We start from the raw sequence: 19,604 nt of genomic DNA on the forward strand, positions 1-19,604 counted from the left end.
ATTTTGCTAATCTGTTTAGCGCAGGCTGCCGACTGAGAGGGCTCGGAGTGCAACTGGAGCGGATTCTGTTCGACGTCAGCGAACACGTCGCAACGATCACCATCAATCGGCCCGAGCGGCTCAATGCCACCGACGACCTGGCCCGGACCGAACTCGGGTGGGCCTGGGGCCAGGTGCGGGACGACCCCGACATCCGGGTCGCCATCATTACCGGTGCGGGTGACCGCGCGTTCTGCGCAGGGCAGGACATCAGGTCCACAGCCGCCAGCGGGATTCGCAACAAGGTGCCCGGTTCCCGGTTGCATCACAACGTGTGGAAACCGGTCATCTGCGCGCTGAACGGGATGGTGGTCGGCGGCGGTCTACACCAGGTCGCCGATGCCGACCTCATCATCGCCGCCGAGCACGCCGAGCTGATCGACACACATCTGAAGGTCGGCAATGTATTCGCGCTCGAACCGGCCGTACTCCTACGCCGGATGCCGATCTCGATGGTCATGCAGCTGGCGCTGATGACCAAGGACGGTCGGATCAGCGCGCAACGCGGCTACGACATCGGCCTCATCAACGAAGTCGTGCCGGCCGACCGACTGCAGGGCCGCACCCGCGAGATCGCGCTGTCCATCGCGGAACTGTCGCCCGCTACCACTCAGGCGTCCATCAAAGCGATGTGGACCAGCCTCGACGTGGGCTTGCACGCCGCCAACGACGTCGCCTACCGGTACGTGCTGCACCATCAGATGACCCACCCCGACTACAAGGAGGGGATGGCAGCCTTCGCCGAGAAGCGCCAACCACACTGGGTCGTCGAATGACGTGGACGGCCCCGGCGGCCGAGCGGACGTTCGCCTACCCGCCACTCCCCTACGAACCCAAGCTGCCGCGGATGCTGGCCTTCGTCGCGGCCGAGTACGGCAGCAGCGATCTCGTCGTCACCTGCCTCGAGGACGGCTCTATCGAGCGGATCACCTACGCACAGGCTCACTCCCAATCCGCGACAATGGCGGCGCGACTTGTCGGCGCCGGTGTGACCAAGGGCGTTCGCGTCGGGATCCTGGCCCCGAACGGGCCCGAATTCGTGGTCGCGTTTCTCGCTATCACAAGGATCGGCGCGGTGGCGGTTCCGCTGAACACCTTCCTCCAGCCGATGGAATTGGCCTGGGTGCTACACGATGCCGACGTACACACCGTGCTCTCGGTCGAATCGATCCTCGGCAAGAATCTGCTGTCCCGGCTGTCCACCGCCGCAGATGGACTCGCCTTGCCGCTCCGGTCCATCGCACTTCCCCAGCTGCGCAACGTTTTTCCATTGGGAAAAACCGAGGCCGATTGGCCCAGTTCGTGGCCCGAACCCGTCAGTGCGGAATTTCTGGCAGCGTGCGAGCGGACCGTCCGCCCGTCCGACGATCTCGTGGTGATCTACACCTCGGGTAGCACGTCGAACCCCAAGGGCATCGTGCACACCCACGGTTCGGTGATCACACATTCCAGATTCATCGCCACCGAACACGACTGGGGTGTCGACGACCGCATCTACGTACCGATGGTGTTCTTCTGGGTGGCCGGGTTGGTCTTCGGACTACTCGGGCCGCTGCAGCTCGGTGCTACGGTACTGACCGAGCACAGGTTCGACGCCGGCCACGTCCTGAGACTTCTCGAAGCCGAGCGGGCAACTTACACAACGGGATTCCCGCATGTCGGCCCCGCCCTCGCCAACCACCCGGACTTCGCGCGGACCGATCTGTCCCACCTTCGCGACGGTTATCAGCAGGTGCTGCTCGCCCCCGAGCGGCGCACCGCCGACCCGTCGCTGCGCGTCGCCCAACTCGGGATGACGGAGACCTGTAGCAGTCACACCTGGTGGCCGCCGCACGAACAGGTGCCCGAGGCCAAACGCGGGTCACTGGGCGTCTCGGCACCCGGTTACGAGCACAAGGTGATCGACGACCACGGTGCCGAGGTTGCCAACGGCGTCACGGGAGAGATCTGCGTCCGGGGCACCGCGTTGATGCGCGGGATGATCGGCAAACACTGGCACGAGCTCGTCGACCGGGACGGCTGGTTGCACACCAAGGACGCCGGTTATCGCGACGACGACGGGCATCTCTACTTCGCCGGACGCACCGACGAGATGATCAAGACGTCGGGAACGAACGTCGCCCCAATGGAAGTCGAAGCGGTGCTGCGCCAGCTGCCCGAGGTTCGGGTGGCCTACGTCGTCGGTATGCCGGATCCGGAGAAAGGTGCGATCGTCAGCGCGGCGGTAGTGCTCAACGAGGGCAGGAAAGCCACCGCGGAGGATCTGATCACGGCGTGTCGCACCCATCTCGCCGCATACAAGGTGCCCAAGAGGTGGGCGATCCTGACAAGTGCTGACCTATTGCCGTACACCACTACCGACAAGATAGACAAGCGCAGGCTTGTCTCGCTGATGCGCGAAGGCATCCTGGTGTGAACGACGGCACGTTGGCCGCGCTCAGCGCGCGTATCGACCGGCTCGAAGCACTCGACGAAATTCGCCAGCTGGCGGCGAAATATGCCGTCGCGCTGGACATGCGGGACTTGAACTCACTGGTCAATCTCTTTGTCGACGACGTCGGCGTGCCCGGGAAGCGCCGGGGGCGCGACGCATTACGCGACTGGTACGACACCGAATTGCGACACGACCTGCTGGGAAGTGCGCACGGCATCCTGGGTCACGTCATCGATGTGCACGACGCCGATCACGCAACGGGTCTGGTGTATTCCCGCAACGATCTCGAGACCGCATCGGTGTGGGTCATCGAACTGCTGGCCTACCTCGATTCGTACGAACGCCGCAGCGGTCGTTGGTTTTTCGTGCGGCGCATCCCGCTTTTCTGGTACGAAAGCGATCTTCGCGACCCACCGGTTGGACCACGAAAGATGCGGTGGCCCAACACCGAAGCCCATGAAGGCACCTTCCACGACGCATTCCCCAGTTGGCGCGATTTTCACTCCGCCAACCCCGGACGGTTCGACAACCCCGTTCCGGCACCGGCCGCCGCCGGCGACTGGATCCGCAGTCTTCGGAGACACAGCGATGCTCCAAAGGTCAGTCCAACCGGCCGGGCCGACGACGATCCGAGGAATCATTGACATGCCCGATCAGATGACCCCGGCCGCGTTCACGCTCAGTGACGAACAGCGCGAATTTCGTTCGGCGGTAAGGGCTTTCCTTGAGCATCACTCACCGGAGTCCGAGGTGCGGCGCGTCATGGAATCCCCCGAGGGATACGACCCGGCGGTGTGGCGCGCCATGGCCGACCAATTGAACCTGCAGGGCCTGGCCATTCCCGAGGAGTACGGCGGTGAGGGCTTCGGGTACACCGAAATGGCATTGGTGCTCGAGGAAATGGGCGCCGCACTCCTGCCCGGCCCATTTTTCTCGTCGGCGGTACTTGCGGCAGGTGTGCTGTTGCAGTGTGCCGACAGCAAGGCCAAAGCACGCTACCTGCCGGGGATTGCCGGTGGGCACACCATCGCGACCCTCGCCCTCACCGAGCGCAGCGGCCGGTGGGACCTCGACCGCATCGAGACACGCGCTGAATCACACGCCGGCGGCTGGACGCTGCACGGCACCAAGCATTTCGTGCCGGACGGCGCTGTCGCCGATCTCCTGTTGGTGGTAGCGCGTGCCGATGCCGGCGTGGGAGTGTTCTGCGTGGACGACGTCTCGGCCGTGGACCGGCGCGCGCAGTCGACCCTCGACCCGACTCGCGGCCAGGCCGTCGTCCACCTGAACAGTGTCCCGGCCACCCGGTTGGATGCCTCAGCGGCGGACCTGGAGCAGGCCCTGGCGTACGCCGCAGCGGCGCTGGCCGCCGAACAGGTCGGTGGTGCGCAGCGATGCCTCGACCAGGCCGTGGCGTATGCCAAGGTCCGTCACCAATTCGGCCGGCCGATCGGGTCATTCCAGGCCATTCGGCACTCCTGCGCGGATCTGATGCTGGCGATCGAGTGTGCGCGCGGCGCAACCCAATACGCCGCTTACGCGGCCGACGCGCTCCCCGCAGCGCTTCCCGCCGCCGCGGCACTTGCCAAAGCGCACAGCACGGAGGCTTTCTCGCGGGCGGCGGCCGCCAACATCCAGCTGCACGGTGGCATCGGATTCACCTGGGAGCATCCGGCCCACATGTACTACAAACGTGCCCAATCCTCGGCCATGCTGTTGGGCGACGCCGACTATCATCGTCGGCTGTTGGCCGATCGTGTCGGGTTGTAGCGGCTAGAAGTCGGTCCCGCCGTCGATGTTGATCACCGCGCCGGTCAGATAGGCGGCGCGGTCGCTCAGCAGGAAGGCCACCAGTTCGCCCGCCTCATGGGGAAAGCCGCCCCGCCCCAACGCCACCCGCATGTTCCAGTCCGGATTGCTCGACAGGTGTGTGTATATCGCGTCCTCGGGCGGAACGCCGTACTGCTCCGCCCGTTTGTCCCGGATGTGATCGTTGGTCTCGGTGTCGAACAGTCCGGGGCACATGACATTGACCCGAATACCCTCGTGCCCATGGGTTTTGGCGAGGATCTTCGACATCGTCAGGACCGCGGCCTTGAGAGCGGTGTACGGCGGGATGAGAATCTTGGGGGCGCGCACGGAGTAGGCAGCGGTGTTGACAATCGTTCCACCGCCGTTGCGCTGCAAATGGGGAATGATTGCACGACAGGATCGGACCGTCGCCATCAAAATCATCTGGTAGTACCAGTCCCACGAATCGTCCCCGTGGTCGAGGAATGGTCCCTGTTGCTGCATCGGGCCGGCTGTCACCGCAAGTCCACGTAGCGGACCCAATTCGGACGCTGCCCGGTCGATCGCCAGCCGCACCCCGGCCCCCGGAGCCGCGGCGTCGACCCCGATTCCAACGGCGCGAACGCCGTACTGATCGCGAAGCAACTCGGCGCGTTGGGCTGCACGCTGTTCGTCACGAGCCAGCAGGGCCACGTTCGCACCGTCAGCGGCGAGCTGGTGGGCGGCTCCGAAACCCATCCCGGTGGTGCCGCCGACAAGGACGAAATTGCGGTCTCTGACTCCAAGTTCCACGTCCACTCCTTCGCGCGACAGTATCGGCGCATCCGAAGTTCCCACACGAAACAAATCAACGCAATATGTTCTATTGATCAGTGGTAAACCTGCGCGGTGGCGACTGAGCTCTGCCGCGCCGATACCGACCTGCACGCTGGGATAGCTGGTTTCGCGTAGCATGAGAATCTTGGCGAGGTGGCCGGAAGGGCCCTCCCAACAGGCAAGGAGCGTTATGGCAACCTCTCGCGTAGCGGCCGAGGTCGACGAGCAGGACGAGCTCGACCGGCGCGATCAGATACTCGAGGCCGCCAACCAGTGCTTCACGCAATTGGGCATTCAGCGCACCAGCGTTCAGGACGTGGCGCGAATGGCAAATCTGTCCCGCGGCACCATCTACCGCTACTTCGAAGACCGGACCGTGCTGATCGACGCAGCCATCGAGTTCGGCGCCCAGAAGTTTTACCAGCTCGTCGCGGCCGCGATGGCGAAGAAGGCGACGCTGGCCGAGAAACTCGGGGCGATGGCGGAGACACACGCGACGATCCTGTTGGACCATCGCACCCGGAATCGCCTGATGGCCGACGACGCGGAGCTGATGCGTCACATGATCTCGGACGGCGACTCGGCGATCCGGCGTTCGACGGAGTTCCTGGTGCCGTACGTGCGCGAAGCCCAAAAGCGGGGCGAGGTGGGCGCCGGCATCGACGTCACCGCCGCCAGCGAGTGGCTGGCCCGAATCATCTACTCGTTCTCCACGGTCAACGAGGCGCAGACCTTCGACATGTCGAAACCCGAGACTGTACGCAAGTACGTGGAGAAGTTCGCCATCAACGGTCTGCGCTGATTGGCGCCGACGCCATCCCGTGCTGTTCAACTGAACAACTCCTGTACTACTGTTCTCCTCAGCGGCCACGCAGCCCGCGCTCGCGGGGCGGAGGACTCAGGAGACTCATGGCACAGATCTGGCGTGAAGAACGAATGCTGATCGGCGGACAACTTGTCGCGGCGGCCAGCGGACAGACCTACGACAACGTCAACCCTGCGACCGAAGAGGTCATCGGTGCCGTCGCGCACGGAGCCGCGGCCGACATGGACGCCGCGATCACCGCAGCGCGGCAGGCCTTTGACGACACCGACTGGGCACAGTCCCTCGAGTTCCGCGTCCGTTGTGTCCGTCAGCTGCACGAAGCGCTGTCCAAACATGCCGACGAACTGCGCGCCGCGCTCGTCGCCGAAGTCGGCTGTCCCGTCGCGCTGACCTACGGACCGCAACTCGACGCCCCGCTCGCCGGTCTGCCATGGATAGCCGACCTGGCCGAGAACTACGCGTGGGAAACGAGCCTCGGCATCGCCGAACCCTTCGGCATATCGACCCGGCGGACGGTACGCCGTGAGCCCGTCGGCGTTGTCGGCGCTATCACGCCCTGGAATTACCCCGCGCAGATCAACCTGGCGAAGGTGGTGCCGGCCCTGGCGGCCGGAAACACGGTGGTGCTCAAGCCCGCGCCGGACACACCGTACGCGGCAACGCTGCTCGGTCAGCTGATCGCCGAGCACACCGATATCCCGGCCGGTGTCGTCAACGTCGTGACATCGGCGGATCACGCTGTGGGCCAGCAGCTTTGCGAGGACCCGCGGGTCGACATGATTTCCTTCACCGGGTCCACGAGTACCGGCACGCGCATCATGGTCGCCGCGGCGCCGACCATCAAGAAGGTGTTCCTGGAACTCGGCGGGAAGTCCGCCCTTGTCGCGCTCGACGACGCCGACCTCGGATCGGTGGTGACGTCGGCGGCGTTCGCCACCACCACCCATGCTGGACAAGGCTGCGCGAACACCACCCGACTGCTGTTGCCGCGGGCCAAGTATCGCGAGGGGGTCCAGGCACTCGCCGAGGCGCTCGACGGATGGCCGTTCGGCGATCCCACCGACTCCTCGGTCTTGATGGGCCCGTTGATCAGCGAGGTGCAACGTCAACGCGTACTCGGCTACATCAAGAAGGGTGTCGACGAGGGCGCCACGATCGCGGTCGGTGGTGGGGTACCCGCACATCTGCCGGCCGGCTACTACGTAGAACCGACGGTGTTGACCGATGTGGACCCGAATTCTTCGGTGGCTCAGGACGAGATCTTCGGCCCGGTGTTGGTCGTGATTCCGCACGACGGAGACGATCACGCGGTGCAGATTGCCAACAATTCGCGCTACGGACTGTCGGGAGCGGTGGTCAGCGCCGACGACGAGCGCGCCCGTGCCGTCGCAAACCGCATGCGCACCGGCACCGTCAACGTCAACGGCGGCGTGTTCTACGGCGTCGACGTACCGTTCGGTGGCTACAAACACAGCGGGATCGGCCGCGAGATGGGCGTGGCCGGCTTCGAGGAGTATCTGGAGATCAAGGCGATCGCCGAGGGGGTGCGGTGACCGGCAGATCACTGGCGGGAAAGCGGATCGTCGTAGTGGGCGGATCCGCTGGGATCGGAAGGGCTTTCGCCATCCGGGCGCTTGCCGACGGCGCTCGACTCGTCGTCGTTGCACGCCGGGAACTTCCCGCCGACGTCCTTGCCGAAGCGGTGTCAGCCACGTCGGTGGCTGCCGACATCCGCGTTCCCGACGATTGCGTCCGCATCGGCGCAACGGCGGCCGATGCCCTTGGCGAGGTCGATCTGTTGTTGATCAGCGCCGGATACGCGCCACTGAAGTCTTTCTCCGAGGTCGACGCCGACGACTGGATCAAAGTGCTGACGACCAACGTGATTGGCGTTCACCAGGTCATCCAAGCTCACCTCCCGGTGCTCACGCCCTCTGCGGTCGTCGCCGTGCTGTCGTCGGATTCCGTGCGCCATCCGCATCGAGCGCTCGGTGCGTACTCGGCCAGCAAGGCCGCGATGGAGCGGAGCCTGGTGGCATGGCGCCTCGAACACTCGGGATTCCGCTTCAGCTGCATTGAAGTCGGGGCGACCGTGCCGACCGATTTCATCTCGGACTTCGACCCCGATCTTCTCGGAGTCGTTGCGGGTGAATGGATTTCGCGTGGACTCGTACCGGCCACTCACATGACTCCCGACGGGGTAGCCGATACGCTGGCAGGCATCTTCGCCAGCGCACTGGACAATCCGAACGTCGGCTTGGAGCATGTCACGCTCAAATCCCCCGCTCCGCCCATGAGCCTATGAGTATTTCGCTACTGCTGGAGATGGCCCAGTCCGGCGGGCTGGCGGAGCCCGACCGCACCGCGATCGTGTCCGGTGAACTCCGAATGTCGGTCGACGAACTCAGCGAGCTGGCCGACGGCGGAGCCGGTGTCATCGCGGAGTCCGGGGCACAACACGTCGCATACGTCGGTGCCGGCGGGGCAATGTTGCCGCTGCTGTTGTTCGCCGCGGCACGCGCCGCGGTGCCGGTCACTCCACTGAACTACCGACTGTCAGTCGACGGATTGCGCACACTGATCGCACGACTCCCCGAACCGTTGGTGATCGTCGACGACGTTTACCGCGACATGGTCGGCGACAGCTTCCCGGTGATCTCGCCAGCGGACTTCTGCATTGCCGCTGAGGCCGCGGATCCGGTGGCGGTCCGCGAACCTGACCCCGACGCGGTCGCGGTGGTCTTGTTCACCTCGGGCACCACCTCGGCACCCAAAGCCGTTGAGCTGACTCACAACAACCTGACCAGCTACATCACCGGCACCGTTGAGTTCGATTCCGCACACTCCGGTGACGCCGCCTTGATCTGCGTGCCGCCATATCACATCGCCGGCGTCTCCGCGGCTTTGTCGAATCTCTACGCGGGCCGCAAGATGGTGTACCAGAGCACATTCGACGCCGACGAGTGGGTGCGGCTGGTCGATGACGAAGCTGTCAGCTCGGCGACGGTGGTGCCAACCATGCTCGACCGCATTGTGACCGCGCTGGAGGCCACCACTACCGACACCACATTGCCGACCCTGCGCACGCTGGCCTACGGCGGCTCCAAAGTCGCACTCCCACTGCTGCGTAAGGCGCTCGCCCTGCTGCCCGGGGTCGGCTTCGTCAACGCTTACGGCCTCACCGAGACCAGTTCCACGATCGCCGTGCTGACTCCTGAGGACCACCGCCTTGCGCTGGCGTCTGACGATCCGGGTGTGCTCCGCCGACTCGGCTCGGTGGGACGGCCGGTACCGGCGGTTGAGGTCCAGATCCGCGGTGAGCACGGCAGCGTCCTCGGCCCGAACGAGCCCGGTGAGCTGTTCGTTCGCGGCGAGCAGGTCTCCGGCCGCTACACAGACATCGGATCGGTGCTCGACGCCGACGGCTGGTTTCCCACCCGCGACATGGCATACCTCGATGCCGACGGCTATCTGTTCATCGGCGGCCGCTCCGACGACACCATCATCCGCGGCGGGGAGAACATCGCCCCGGCCGAGATCGAGGACGTCCTCGTCGAACACCCACAGGTACGCGAGTGTGCTGTGGTCGGTGCCGCGGATCCGGAATGGGGCCAGATCATCGTCGCCGTCGTTGTGCCCGCGCCGGGCGCTGACCCTGATGTTGAGGCGTTGCGTGGTTTCGTGCGCGGTCAATTGCGCGGCTCACGCACCCCGGACAGGATTGTCTTCCGCGACGAACTGCCCACCACCGCCACCGGCAAGGTGCTGCGTCGCGAACTCGCCGACGAACTGGCGAAGACCGAGGTCGAATCGGCGTGGCCGACCCACCCGGACTACCGGATCGACGTCAGCGCCTGCCCGTTCACCGGTCAGGTGTGGGCGGGCGAGGTACTCATCGCCGAGAGTGACGCCTGCCTGCTCGTGACGGAAACCGATCACGTTGATCGGCTGTACTTCCCGGCGGAATCCGTTCGATGGGAGTTGTTCACACCATCCGAGCGCACCACGGTCTGCCCGTTCAAAGGTGTCGCCACGTACTGGAACCTCACCGCCGTGGAGCCCACCACCGACGACGTGGTCTGGACCTACCGAACGCCGCTCCCTGAGGTCGCCGCCCTTTCCGGACACGTGTCCTTCTACTCGCGCGCCCTGCGCGTGCTGGTCGTGGAGCGCTGGCAGGACGGCACAACCGTTCCCGCGACGTTTCCGCTGTGGGGAGACGCCGACGAGCTGATCCGCCTCATCGACGTAGAGCCGGTGGCCGAGCGGCACTTCGTCGGACCGGCACACGGGCCGACGCGACGCGATGTCGTCGAAGGAGGTCAGTTCGCCGCCCAAGCCATCGTGGCAATGACCAAAACCATTGCAGGACAACGTGTCACTTCAGCATCGCTCAGCTTCATGAAAGCGGCCTCGTTCACCGCCCCCATCGATGTCGCCGTCGATGTGTTGCGGCAAGGGCGGACGTTTTCCACCGCGGAGGTGCGGTTGAGCCAGAACGGCGTCCTGCGCAGCGTCGGGTTGTTGCTCGCCGACTCGGGCGCGCCCGACGTCATTCGCGACGTCGAGGCAATGCCCGATGTGGTCGGCCCGGACGACGCGTTGCCGTTCGCCGGTTTCGGCATGCCGGGCAGGGAAATTCGGGTCGTCGACGGTGCATACGACCCGGATCCCGACCGGGTCGCAGCTCCTAGAATCGACGCCTGGGTGCGCTTCCGTGAGGCTCCCGCGGCGGCCCATCTGCACACTGCGTTGCTGGCTCAGTCGACGACGCATTGGACGATCGCCGCCGGCATGCTCCCCCACCGCGGTTTCGGCGAGGCGCGGGCTCACCGGGACCTGTCGACAGGAATCATCAAGTTGGACATCGCGTTTCACGACGAGGTGGACGTCACCGAATGGCTGCTCTATTCCAATCGCGCATTCTGGGCGGGGCGCGGGCTCATCCAGGGTGATGGGCGGGTATTCACCCGCGAAGGGGTGCTTGCGGCCTCCTATGTCGTGCAGGCCATGGTGCGGAACTTCGACAACGATCCGGCGTTGATGGGTCACGACAGCCGGACCGCGATGTGAGATGTGACGCGGCGGTTCGGGATCAGCCGATGTGGCCGAGGACGTAGCGGCCGCCGTCGGGATGGTGGTACCACCCGCCGGCAGCTGATGTACCGCCGTCGACGTGCAGTGTCTGGCCGGTGATGTAGGAACTCAGATCGCCGGCGAGAAACACAGCGGCTCCCGCCATCTCGTCGACGTGGCCGGCTCGCCCGAGCGGCACCATCAGCTTGGCGTTCTGCTCGCCCTCTGGTGCCATCGCCCGAAGACTCTCGGTCGAGGTGAAGTCGGGCGCCAATCCGTTGACCCGAATGCCGTGCGGTGCGAGTTCCAGTGCAGCGGTCTTGGTGAAGTTGACGACACCGGCTTTAGCGGCCGCATAGGCTGCGAAACCCGGTGCGGCGCGGACCCCTTCGATCGTGCTGATGTTGACGATGCTGCCTCCCAGTCCGCGGGCTGCCATCTCGCGGCCGACGCGCTGCGTGCACAGCATGACCTGAACGAGGTTGATCCGGATCAACGCCTCCCACCCGTTGGGAGAGGTGTCCAGAAGGCCGGACCAGAACACGCCACCGGCATTGTTCACCAGGATGGACGGTGTGCCCAACTCGCTCGAAGTTCGGACGACGGCGGCATCGACTTGCTCTTGGTCGCGAACGTCGGTGACGCAGGCAATTCCGTCGGCTTCCGCGGCCGCAGACTCCGCGCTGTCGGGATTTCGCTCCCAGATCGCCACTCGCGCACCAAATGCGGCCAGGGCCAACGCGGTCGCTCGGCCGATGCCAGTGCCGCCACCGGTCACGACCGCCACGCGTCCGTCCAGCGCGACCGCGTCGCGCGACAGCACCATCGCACCCTCCATTCGTGCCCGAACCCGACCGTCTCCTCGGTGAACCCTTACATGACAGATAAACACTGAGTGTTCTATTATTCAATGCGCCGCTCGGGAAATCTCCTCGCTCGGCCCGTCTGGAGGATGAGATGAATCGACTCAAGGGCAAGGTCGCCCTCGTTACTGGTGCCGCCCGCGGTCAAGGACGCAGCCATGCCGTTCACCTCGCAGATGAGGGCGCCGACATCATCGCGATCGACATCTGCGCCGACATCGCTTCGAACGAATACCCACTTGCCACTCGTGAAGATCTCGACGAAACCGTCAACCTCGTCGAGAAATCCGGACAGCGAGCATTCTCGGCCGCCGTCGACGTACGCGATCGATTCTCCTTGAAGGCGGCCCTGGATGAGGCCGTCGAACAATTCGGCGGACTGCACGCCGTGGTAGCCAACGCTGGAATCTGCCCGCAGGGCAACCACATTCCCTTTCGCGGGTTCGTCGACGCCTTCGACGTGGACTTTGTGGGCGTGGTGAACACCATCCACGTCAGCCTCGACCATCTGACGACCGGCGGCTCTATCATCGCGACCGGGTCGATCGCCGGACTTGTCGATCAGAAGGACCTCGCGACGGGAGGCGGACCGCAGGGGCCAGGCGGAGCCGGGTACGGCTTGGCGAAAAAGATGATTCGCGACTACACGAAGGCTCTTGCGCTCACGATGGCGCCACACAACATTCGCGTCAATGCCGTGCATCCGACCAACGTCAACACCGACATGCTCCACAACGTCCCCATGTACAAGGTATTTCGCCCGGATCTGCCCGAACCGACCCGAGAGGACGCGGAATTGGTGTTCCCGATCCTCCAGGCGATGCCGACACCATGGGTGGAAACGGAAGACATCTCGCATGCAGTGGTGTATCTCGCGTCCGACGAATCCCGCTTCGTCACCGGCCAACAGCTGTTCGTGGATGCGGGCGCGGGTCTCAAGTTGGGAATGTAGAAATACCGTCACCAGCACCGAAACGGAACCTCGCCGACGTGACACGCGGCGCCGTGCCGCCTGCGATCTCGCTGTCCGCCCGGTCCACGCCGCAGGCCGATCCACGGCGTACCCGTTCTCGTGCCCTTCTCGTCGAGGCCGCGGCCGCACTGTTGCAGGATCATGGACCGCAAGCGGTCACGGTCGACGCCGTCGTCCGCTCCTCTACCGTCGCGCGTTCCACGCTCTACCGCCACTTCCCGAGCCGAACCGACTTGGTCGCAGCGGCATTCCTGCAGTTGATGCCGTCAGCGCCGGTCTGCACAGCAGGATCCGTGCGTGAACGTCTGGTGGCCACTTTGCGGGAGCAAGCCGCTCTACTCGCACCACCCTCGGTCTTGCTCCCGGCGATGACGTGGCTGTCGCTCGAACGTGGATCCCTCCCGCACCGAGGCCGCAACGGCGGTGACGGACCCGAGATCGTTGCCCTGCGGGAGCGGATTCACGCATTGCTCCTTGATCCATGCGACGCGATACTTGCGGGCGCGGAGGCACGGCTGGCGGACAACCCGGAGGCTCGCAAGACCACCGGAATGTTGCTGTTGGGCCCGGTCATTCTCGGTAGCCTGACCCGTCTCCCCGACTTCGACTACGACGGTGCCATCGACTCGGCGGTGAACAACGTTCTCGCTGAACGATGTTCAGGAATCGGCGGCCGATAGTTCCCTGGCGCCGATGCCGTCGGCCAGGGCCGAGTAGCTTGTTCCGCGCTCCTCGCGAGCCCACAGGACTCCGTCGCCACCCGACACTCCCTCGGTGATCAAGGTGCGCTTGAGGACCTTGTTGGTCGCGGTCTGCGGCAGCACGCGGTTGATCCGCACGTACTTCGGCCAGGCTTTTGGCGACAGGTCCGATTGCGCGGCAAGGAATTCCGTGAGTTCATCCGGCGCCAGGCTGTTCCCGGCGTTGAGGACGACAGCCGCCATCACCTGGTCACCCACCTGCGGGTCGGGTACCGCGTACACCACAGCCTGGTTCAGCCGTTCGTGGCGCAGCAGGATTCGCTCTATCGGTGCGGCGGCCAGGTTCTCACCGTCGACCCGCATCCAATCACTGGTGCGTCCGGCGAGGTAGATCCAGCCGTCGGCGTCGCGGTAGGCGAGATCCCCGGACCAGTACATACCGTGGCGCATACGTTCGTTGGTCGCGTCGGGATCGTTGTAGTAGCCACCGAACGCACCCCCGCCCGTGGTGTTCACCAGTTCACCGACGGCGTCGTCGAAGTTGGCCAGTGCACCGGTCTCGTCGAACACCGCTGTGGCGCACTCGGTCAGGGAATCGGAGTGGTAGACAGCGACACCTTCCCAGCCCTTGCCGATCGAACCCGGTGGGGTGCCGTCCTCGCGAACCACGATGACCGCGAACTCGCTCGAGCCGAACCCGTCCATCACTCGACAGTCGAACCGGCGGGCGAATTCGTCGATGTCGCGGTCGGCGGCCTCGTTGCCGAACGCGACGCGCAACGAGTTGTCGGTGTCGTCCGGCCGCTCGGGTGTGCCCAGCACCAACGCCAACGGCTTGCCGACATAGTTCATGTAGGTGGCCCCGTAACGACGGACGTCGTCGAGGAAGCGTGACGCGGAGAACTTGGCCGGGACCATCGTCGCCCCGCTGCAGACCGCCACCGACCATCCACCCGCCACCCCGTTGGAATGAAACAGCGGCATCGACAGGTAGCACACGTCGTCCGGGGTGACGTCGAGTTGCAACACCAGGCTGCTTCCGCTGAGCACCGCCATCACGTGCGCGAACGGCACCGCCTTGGGGTTGCCGGTGGTGCCCGAAGTGAAGATCAGCATCAGCGGGTCGGTGGCGACCGCCTCGCGGTGCGGCACCAGTGCCGGCGCAGACTCGACCGCCTCGAGATAGCTTTGCGACGTCACGTCGAGCACGGTGACACCTGACAGATCGAGCCCGTCCAGCAGCGGTCGGTGATCCGGATTGACCAGCAGCAGTTGACAATCGGAGCGTCGTATGTCGGCGAGAAGTCCGGCCCCACGACGGGTGGTGTTGATGCCGCACAAGACGTAGCCGCCCAGCGCGGCGGCCGCCATGGACCTCAACATGGCCGGGGTGTTGCCGAGCAGTACCCCGACATGCAGCGGCCGCGCGGGGTCGGCCATTCCGATCATCGCCGACGCCTCCGCGGCGGCCTCGGCCAGGTGCTCGCGCCAGGTCCACGTCCGGTCGTCGTAGCGCACCGCGACGGTGTCGTCGTGCGCGCGGTCACGCAGGATTTGCTGAATGGTCTCGCGCACCGGGCATCTCCTTGTCTGTCGATGTGATCTGGCACTGGTGACGGAGTCGAGTCGAGGTGAACACGACACCGGCATAATCGTTCTCGGCCACCCGGTCGCAGTGGCCGCGGTAGGTCCCGAACCCACCGACGTAGGGCATGAACACCCGTTTCTTGCCGTCGATGTTGGCGCCCAGGTACCACGACGAGTGCGCGCGGACGAACAACGTGCTCTCGGCGACCTCGGCGACGTGCCGGGTCCACGCGTCGGCGGCATCGCTGCCCGCCTCGACCTGGGTGGCACCGTCCGCGCGTGCCGCGGTGATCAACGCGAACACCCAGTCGACCTGCACCTCGGCGTGCAGCACCATGTTGGCCAACACCGACGGACTGCCCGGCCCGCTGAGACTGAACAGGTTGGGCAGCTTGGGAATCATCAGTCCGAGGAAGGTCACGGGGCCGTCCGCCCACAGCTGACTGAGTCTGTCGCCGTCGGGTCCGACGGGATCGATGTGGGTGAGCGCGCCGGTCATCGCGTCGAATCCGGTCGCGAAAACCAGTGCGTCGCAGGGGTATTCACAGGTCGACGTGCGCACCGAGTCTGTTGTGACGCCGAGGATCGGATCGCGGCGCAGGTTCACCAGGTTGACGTGCTTGCGGTTGAAGGTCTGGTAGTAGCCGGTGTCGGTGCAGATGCGCTTGGTGCCGATCGGGTGATCGACCGGAATCAGGTCATCGGCCACCGCCGGATCGGTGACCAGTTCTCTGATCCGCGCCTCGGCGAACTCCCGCGCGAGGTCGTTGGCGGCGATGTCGGTCAGCTGGTCGGGGAACGTCTTGCTGAACAGCACTCCACCCTGAGACCACCGTTGCCACAATGCATCCGCGCGTTCATCGGGACCGGTCTCGGCGGCGGGCTTCGTCTGGCTGGTGTGCGGGGTGCCGGCCGGCGCGTAAGCGGATCGTCGGCGGCGTTCCGCGTAGTCCGCCTTGAGCCGTCGTACGTCGTCGTCGGTCCACGGCCGATTCGGCATCGGCACGGTGTAATTCGGCGAACGCTGGAACACCGTCAGCGATGCCGACGAGTCGGCCAGCATCGGCGCCACCTGAATCCCGGATGACCCGGTGCCGATGAGACCGACGTGCTTGCCGCGGAAGTCCGGTGCCTCCCCCGGCCAGTCGGCGGTGTAGTACACCTCGCCGGCGAACTCCTCGATACCCGGCAGAGCGGGCCGGTTGACCGCGGAGAGACAGCCGGTGGCGCACAACAGGAAGTCGGCCCGATGCCGCGCACCGGTCGAGGTGCCCACCTCCCAGGTCGCCGAATCGGCGTCGAACGCGGCCGCAGTGACCGAGGCGCCGAAGGTGTAGTGGCGGCGAAGATCGAATCGGTCGGCGACGTGCTCGAGGTAGGCCAGGATCTCTGGCTGTCCCGCGAAACGCTCGGTCCAGGTCCACTCCTGCTGGAGCTCGTCGTCGAAGGAGTATGAGTAGTCGACGCTTTCGACGTCGCACCGCGCTCCCGGGTACCGGTTCCAGTACCACGTTCCGCCAACACCGTCGGCGGCCTCGATGCCGCGAACCGTCAGGCCGGCCGTCACCGCGCGATGCACCGCGTACAGACCGGCAAAGCCGGCGCCGATGACGATCACGTCGTAACCCGCCCCTGCGGTCACGACGCCGACTCCGCAGGATCGGCCGGAAGCAATCGGAGGACGTCCGACCACAGGGATTCGCGGATCGCGGGCGGAAAGTCGGGCATGGGCTCCTCGTCGGTGATATCTGTTTCTATCAGGAATAGAGACGCGGTGGCACGATATTGCCGGCATCGAATGCCCGCTGTCCTAGGGTGTCGCCATGGCCGACAATCGCGCGGACCCGCATACCCGGCTGCGGCCGACGAGCTACGCGGTGCTGGGCTTGCTGTCCTTCGGCCAGGAGCTGTCCGGCTTCGACATGAAACGGTGGGCCGACTGGAGTCTCAAGTTCTTCTACTGGGCGCCGTCGTTCAGCCAGATCTACGGCGAGCTGCACAAGTTGGAGACGCTGGGACTCGTCGCCTCCCGGTTGGACGAGAACAAGCACCCGCAGCGTAAGCGCGGCGAGCGGGAGAAGCGGGTCTATCGCATCACACCGAAAGGTGAGCGGGCGGTGACCGCCTGGACCACGGAAGCCGAGCCGGAGCCCGCCGTGCTCAAACACGGCATCATGCTGCGAACGTGGTTGGGCCACACCGCGGATCCGGCCAAACTGCGCGAAATGGTGCTTGCACACCGCGCGCAGTCGGAACGCATGCGGGTGCTGGCGCTCGACCACGCCGAGGGTGCCGCACCGGTGGCGGAGTGGTCCTATCCGGTGGCGGTGCTGAACTGGTCTGCCCAGTACTACGCCGACGAATGCGCCCGTGCGGACACACTTCTCGCCGAACTCGATCGGCTTGCCGCTAAACGCAAGCGCACAAAGAAGCCTAAGACAGATGGTCAGGCGGGCCGGTAACGCAGCAGCGTGAGGTCCTCCCCCGGCACGTCGTGAAAAACCGGGGTGACCCGCATGCCGATGCGGATGTCGGCTCGCTCGACGTCGACGAGTTCGGTGCTCACGCGGGGGCCGACATCCCATTCGACGACGGCGAGCAGCTGAGGCAGGGCGTCGGCCCACGGGGGTCCGGTCGGGCGGTCGGCGACGGTGTAGGTGAACAACGTTCCCGCGCCGTCGATCTCACGCCATTCCAGATCGTCGGCGAGAGTGCGGGGCGCGAGCGTCCTCGGGTAGAAAACGTAGCGCCCCAACGACGGGCTGTACTGGATCTCGATGCGGTGCTCCCGCAGCGCCCGCCAGAACGGGGCGGACACCGGCGTCGGCTCGGGCAGTGGCATGGGCTCGGACATGTCAGTCACCCTCCAGTACCAGCGCCACCTGCTCGCTCATGATCCCGCCGGTGCCGGTGACGAACGCGACGTCGCAGTCGGCCACCTGAGCAGTGGCGCTGCGCCCCATCACCTGACGGGCCGCGTCGACCACGTGGTGCATGCCACCGGCCATGCCCGCCTGCCCGAAGGACAGCTGACCGCCGGCGGTGTTCAACGGAAAGTCGCCACCGAAGGTCAGGTCGCGTTCGTTGATCCACGCTGCACCTTCGCCTTTGCGGCAGAACCCGGCGTCTTCGAGGCTCATCAGGACGGTGATGGTGTAGCAGTCGTAGATCGATGCGACGTCGACGTCGGACGGGGTGCGGCCGGCCATCGCGAATGCCCGCGCGGACGAGCGGGCCACCGGCGTGACCATCAGGTCGTCGGCGTAGGTGGGTGTCTTGAACGAGATGTGCTCCCCGAATCCCTTGACCCACACCGGACGATGCCGTGATCGCGCGGCCAGGTCCGCATTGACGATCAGCACACCCGCACCGCCCTGAACCCGCATCACGGTCTCCAGCATGTGGATCGGGTCGGCGATCATCGGGCTGGCCAGCACGTCGTCGACGGTCAGCGGCTTTCCGTGGAACACCGCCGCGGGATGGGCGCAGGCGTTGGTGCGCTGGTCGACGGCGATCTTGGCCAGCGCGCCCGGGTCGTAGCCGTACAGCGCGGCGTAACGCTGCGCGATCTGGGCGTAGGGCGCGTTCTGGCCGACGTTGCCGTACGGAATCTCGTATTCGGCCTGGGGCGATCCGAACTTGTTGCTCGACGCGCCATACCACGCGGGCGGGACGGCGGGTCGGCGCTGGGACTGCGGTAGCACCGTCGAGCCGGGGACGACGGCGAGTACCGCGTCGCAGAGACCCAACTCCACCGCGACGGCCGCTCGCCACACCATCCCCGCCGACGTGGCACCACCGAGGTCGACCCGCTCGCCGAAATCGATGGGCAGACCGAGGTATTCACTCAAAGTAGCGGGTGCGAACATCTCCGACTCCGCAATACCGTGGCAGACGAGCCCGTTGACCATCGCGCCGTCCAGGCCCGCGTCCTCGATCACCATCGCGGCCAATGCGGCGTACTGGTCGATGGTGAACAGCGCGGGGCGGGTCTGCTTGCGTTGCGCAGGCAATTCGGCGATACCGACGATGGCAGCGGTGCCGCGCAACGACATCAGGACGCCTCGGTTCGCGTAGGCAACGCGACGGTGGCGGTGCCCGGCATCAACACGGTCTCACCGCGTCGCCCGGCGATCTCGACGTCGACCAGACCGATCCCGCTCTGCATCCGTTTGGCGGTGACCACTCCCCCGAAGGTCAGTTCCTCACCGGGGTACGCCACCGCCCGGTTCTGCACCGAGTAGTGGACCAATCGACCGCGTCCGCCGATCCAATCCGTGACCGCGCGGGCCAGCAGCGCCGACTGCAGCGGGCCCTGCACCAGCACGTCGTCGTATCCCTCGACGGTGGTGGCCCAGTCCTTGTCGTAGTGGATGCGGTGGCCGTTGTAGGTGGCGGCGCTGAAGAAGAACATCTGCGTCGCATCGACGGTGACGAGCAGCGGCCGGATCTCGTCGCCGGGCTGGACGTCGTCGTAGTACAACTGGGCGGTCACCGA

The 19,604-nt window shown here is 65.6% G+C and carries 17 protein-coding genes and 2 pseudogenes; 12 read left to right on the forward strand and 7 right to left on the reverse strand.

The window, feature by feature from the left end; translation table 11 throughout:
* The first annotated feature begins 47 nt into the window (after positions 1–47).
* The 4 genes from CYU59_RS16990 to CYU59_RS17005 are packed head-to-tail and all read left to right on the forward strand — an operon-like array spanning position 48 to position 4,243.
* Positions 48–815 carry an enoyl-CoA hydratase-related protein gene (locus tag CYU59_RS16990; protein ID WP_292991774.1) on the forward strand — a complete coding sequence of 256 codons (768 nt, stop codon included), beginning with the start codon at positions 48–50 and terminating at the stop codon, positions 813–815.
* Positions 812–2,455 (forward strand): class I adenylate-forming enzyme family protein, encoded by a 1,644-nt coding sequence (locus CYU59_RS16995; protein ID WP_292991776.1) that lies wholly within the window; start codon positions 812–814, stop codon positions 2,453–2,455. The genes CYU59_RS16990 and CYU59_RS16995 overlap by 4 nt, the downstream gene beginning before the upstream one ends.
* Entirely contained in the window at positions 2,452–3,117 is a 666-nt protein-coding gene (locus CYU59_RS17000) for a nuclear transport factor 2 family protein (RefSeq protein WP_292991777.1), read from the forward strand. The genes CYU59_RS16995 and CYU59_RS17000 overlap by 4 nt, the downstream gene beginning before the upstream one ends.
* A gap of 1 nt (position 3,118) precedes the next feature.
* Entirely contained in the window at positions 3,119–4,243 is a 1,125-nt protein-coding gene (locus CYU59_RS17005) for an acyl-CoA dehydrogenase family protein (RefSeq protein ID WP_292991779.1), read from the forward strand.
* A 3-nt stretch (positions 4,244–4,246) separates the two neighbouring features.
* Here the strand turns inward: CYU59_RS17005 and CYU59_RS17010 are convergent, their stop codons facing one another.
* Complete coding sequence (locus tag CYU59_RS17010) at positions 4,247–5,056, reverse strand: SDR family oxidoreductase (RefSeq protein WP_292991781.1); 810 nt, start codon at positions 5,054–5,056, stop codon at positions 4,247–4,249.
* A 214-nt stretch (positions 5,057–5,270) separates the two neighbouring features.
* Between CYU59_RS17010 and CYU59_RS17015 the strand changes: the two genes are divergently transcribed.
* From CYU59_RS17015 to CYU59_RS17035, 5 genes and pseudogenes are all read left to right on the forward strand, one after another.
* The gene (locus CYU59_RS17015; RefSeq protein ID WP_292991783.1) at positions 5,271–5,882 is read left to right on the forward strand and encodes a TetR/AcrR family transcriptional regulator; all 612 of its coding nucleotides are present in this window, start codon (positions 5,271–5,273) and stop codon (positions 5,880–5,882) included.
* Positions 5,883–5,989: 107 nt separating this feature from the next.
* Positions 5,990–7,459, forward strand: a complete 1,470-nt coding sequence (locus CYU59_RS17020) for an aldehyde dehydrogenase (RefSeq protein ID WP_292991786.1) — start codon at positions 5,990–5,992, stop codon at positions 7,457–7,459.
* On the forward strand, positions 7,456–8,211 hold the full coding sequence (locus tag CYU59_RS17025) for an SDR family oxidoreductase (RefSeq protein WP_292991789.1): 756 nt from the start codon (positions 7,456–7,458) through the stop codon (positions 8,209–8,211). Before CYU59_RS17020 ends, CYU59_RS17025 begins: the two co-directional genes overlap by 4 nt.
* A pseudogene (locus CYU59_RS17030) lies at positions 8,208–9,698 on the forward strand (AMP-binding protein); the annotation flags it as partial. The gene CYU59_RS17025 and the pseudogene CYU59_RS17030, both read left to right, overlap by 4 nt.
* 81 nt (positions 9,699–9,779) lie before the next feature.
* Positions 9,780–10,979 carry a DUF427 domain-containing protein gene (locus CYU59_RS17035; protein WP_292991864.1) on the forward strand — a complete coding sequence of 400 codons (1,200 nt, stop codon included), beginning with the start codon at positions 9,780–9,782 and terminating at the stop codon, positions 10,977–10,979.
* A 22-nt stretch (positions 10,980–11,001) separates the two neighbouring features.
* Here the strand turns inward: CYU59_RS17035 and CYU59_RS17040 are convergent, their stop codons facing one another.
* Complete coding sequence (locus CYU59_RS17040; RefSeq protein WP_292991792.1) at positions 11,002–11,808, reverse strand: SDR family oxidoreductase; 807 nt, start codon at positions 11,806–11,808, stop codon at positions 11,002–11,004.
* Between the two features lie 131 nt (positions 11,809–11,939).
* Here CYU59_RS17040 and CYU59_RS17045 point away from each other — a divergent pair, with 131 nt between their 5' ends.
* A complete protein-coding gene (locus CYU59_RS17045; protein ID WP_292991795.1) occupies positions 11,940–12,797 on the forward strand; it encodes a mycofactocin-coupled SDR family oxidoreductase in 858 nt (285 codons plus the stop codon).
* A gap of 38 nt (positions 12,798–12,835) precedes the next feature.
* On the forward strand, positions 12,836–13,498 hold the full coding sequence (locus CYU59_RS17050; protein ID WP_292991798.1) for a TetR/AcrR family transcriptional regulator: 663 nt from the start codon (positions 12,836–12,838) through the stop codon (positions 13,496–13,498).
* Here CYU59_RS17050 and fadD1 read toward each other — a convergent pair.
* Both fadD1 and CYU59_RS17060 read right to left on the reverse strand, forming a co-directional pair.
* Positions 13,478–15,094 carry a fatty-acid--CoA ligase FadD1 gene (gene fadD1, locus CYU59_RS17055; protein ID WP_292991801.1) on the reverse strand — a complete coding sequence of 539 codons (1,617 nt, stop codon included), beginning with the start codon at positions 15,092–15,094 and terminating at the stop codon, positions 13,478–13,480. The genes CYU59_RS17050 and fadD1 overlap by 21 nt on opposite strands.
* Positions 15,095–15,146: 52 nt before the next feature.
* Positions 15,147–16,748: pseudogene (locus CYU59_RS17060) on the reverse strand (NAD(P)/FAD-dependent oxidoreductase); the annotation flags it as partial.
* Positions 16,749–16,929: 181 nt separating this feature from the next.
* Between CYU59_RS17060 and CYU59_RS17065 the strand changes: the two are divergent.
* The gene (locus CYU59_RS17065; protein WP_292991807.1) at positions 16,930–17,568 is read left to right on the forward strand and encodes a PadR family transcriptional regulator; all 639 of its coding nucleotides are present in this window, start codon (positions 16,930–16,932) and stop codon (positions 17,566–17,568) included.
* Here CYU59_RS17065 and CYU59_RS17070 read toward each other — a convergent pair.
* The 3 genes from CYU59_RS17070 to CYU59_RS17080 are packed head-to-tail and all read right to left on the reverse strand — an operon-like array spanning position 17,553 to position 19,601.
* On the reverse strand, positions 17,553–17,960 hold the full coding sequence (locus CYU59_RS17070; protein WP_292991810.1) for an OB-fold domain-containing protein: 408 nt from the start codon (positions 17,958–17,960) through the stop codon (positions 17,553–17,555). The two genes, CYU59_RS17065 and CYU59_RS17070, sit on opposite strands and share 16 nt — an antisense overlap.
* A gap of 1 nt (position 17,961) precedes the next feature.
* Entirely contained in the window at positions 17,962–19,164 is a 1,203-nt protein-coding gene (locus CYU59_RS17075) for a thiolase family protein (protein WP_292991866.1), read from the reverse strand.
* A complete protein-coding gene (locus tag CYU59_RS17080; RefSeq protein ID WP_292991812.1) occupies positions 19,161–19,601 on the reverse strand; it encodes a MaoC/PaaZ C-terminal domain-containing protein in 441 nt (146 codons plus the stop codon). The genes CYU59_RS17075 and CYU59_RS17080 overlap by 4 nt, the downstream gene beginning before the upstream one ends.
* Positions 19,602–19,604: the final 3 nt, after the last annotated feature.

This window comes from Mycobacterium sp., from assembly GCF_002863225.1.
GTDB lineage: Bacteria > Actinomycetota > Actinomycetes > Mycobacteriales > Mycobacteriaceae > Mycobacterium.

Bases quoted from the DNA above. Each gene is read 5' to 3' on its own strand.
- CYU59_RS16995 (WP_292991776.1), top strand. From the start codon at position 812: ATGACGTGGACGGCCCCGGCGGCCGAGCGGACGTTCGCCTACCCGCCA.
- CYU59_RS17070 (WP_292991810.1), bottom strand. From the start codon at position 17,960: ATGTCCGAGCCCATGCCACTGCCCGAGCCGACGCCGGTGTCCGCCCCG.
- CYU59_RS17020 (WP_292991786.1), top strand. From the start codon at position 5,990: ATGGCACAGATCTGGCGTGAAGAACGAATGCTGATCGGCGGACAACTT.
- CYU59_RS17005 (WP_292991779.1), top strand. From the start codon at position 3,119: ATGCCCGATCAGATGACCCCGGCCGCGTTCACGCTCAGTGACGAACAG.
- CYU59_RS17015 (WP_292991783.1), top strand. From the start codon at position 5,271: ATGGCAACCTCTCGCGTAGCGGCCGAGGTCGACGAGCAGGACGAGCTC.
- CYU59_RS17040 (WP_292991792.1), bottom strand. From the start codon at position 11,808: ATGGTGCTGTCGCGCGACGCGGTCGCGCTGGACGGACGCGTGGCGGTC.
- CYU59_RS17045 (WP_292991795.1), top strand. From the start codon at position 11,940: ATGAATCGACTCAAGGGCAAGGTCGCCCTCGTTACTGGTGCCGCCCGC.
- CYU59_RS17065 (WP_292991807.1), top strand. From the start codon at position 16,930: ATGGCCGACAATCGCGCGGACCCGCATACCCGGCTGCGGCCGACGAGC.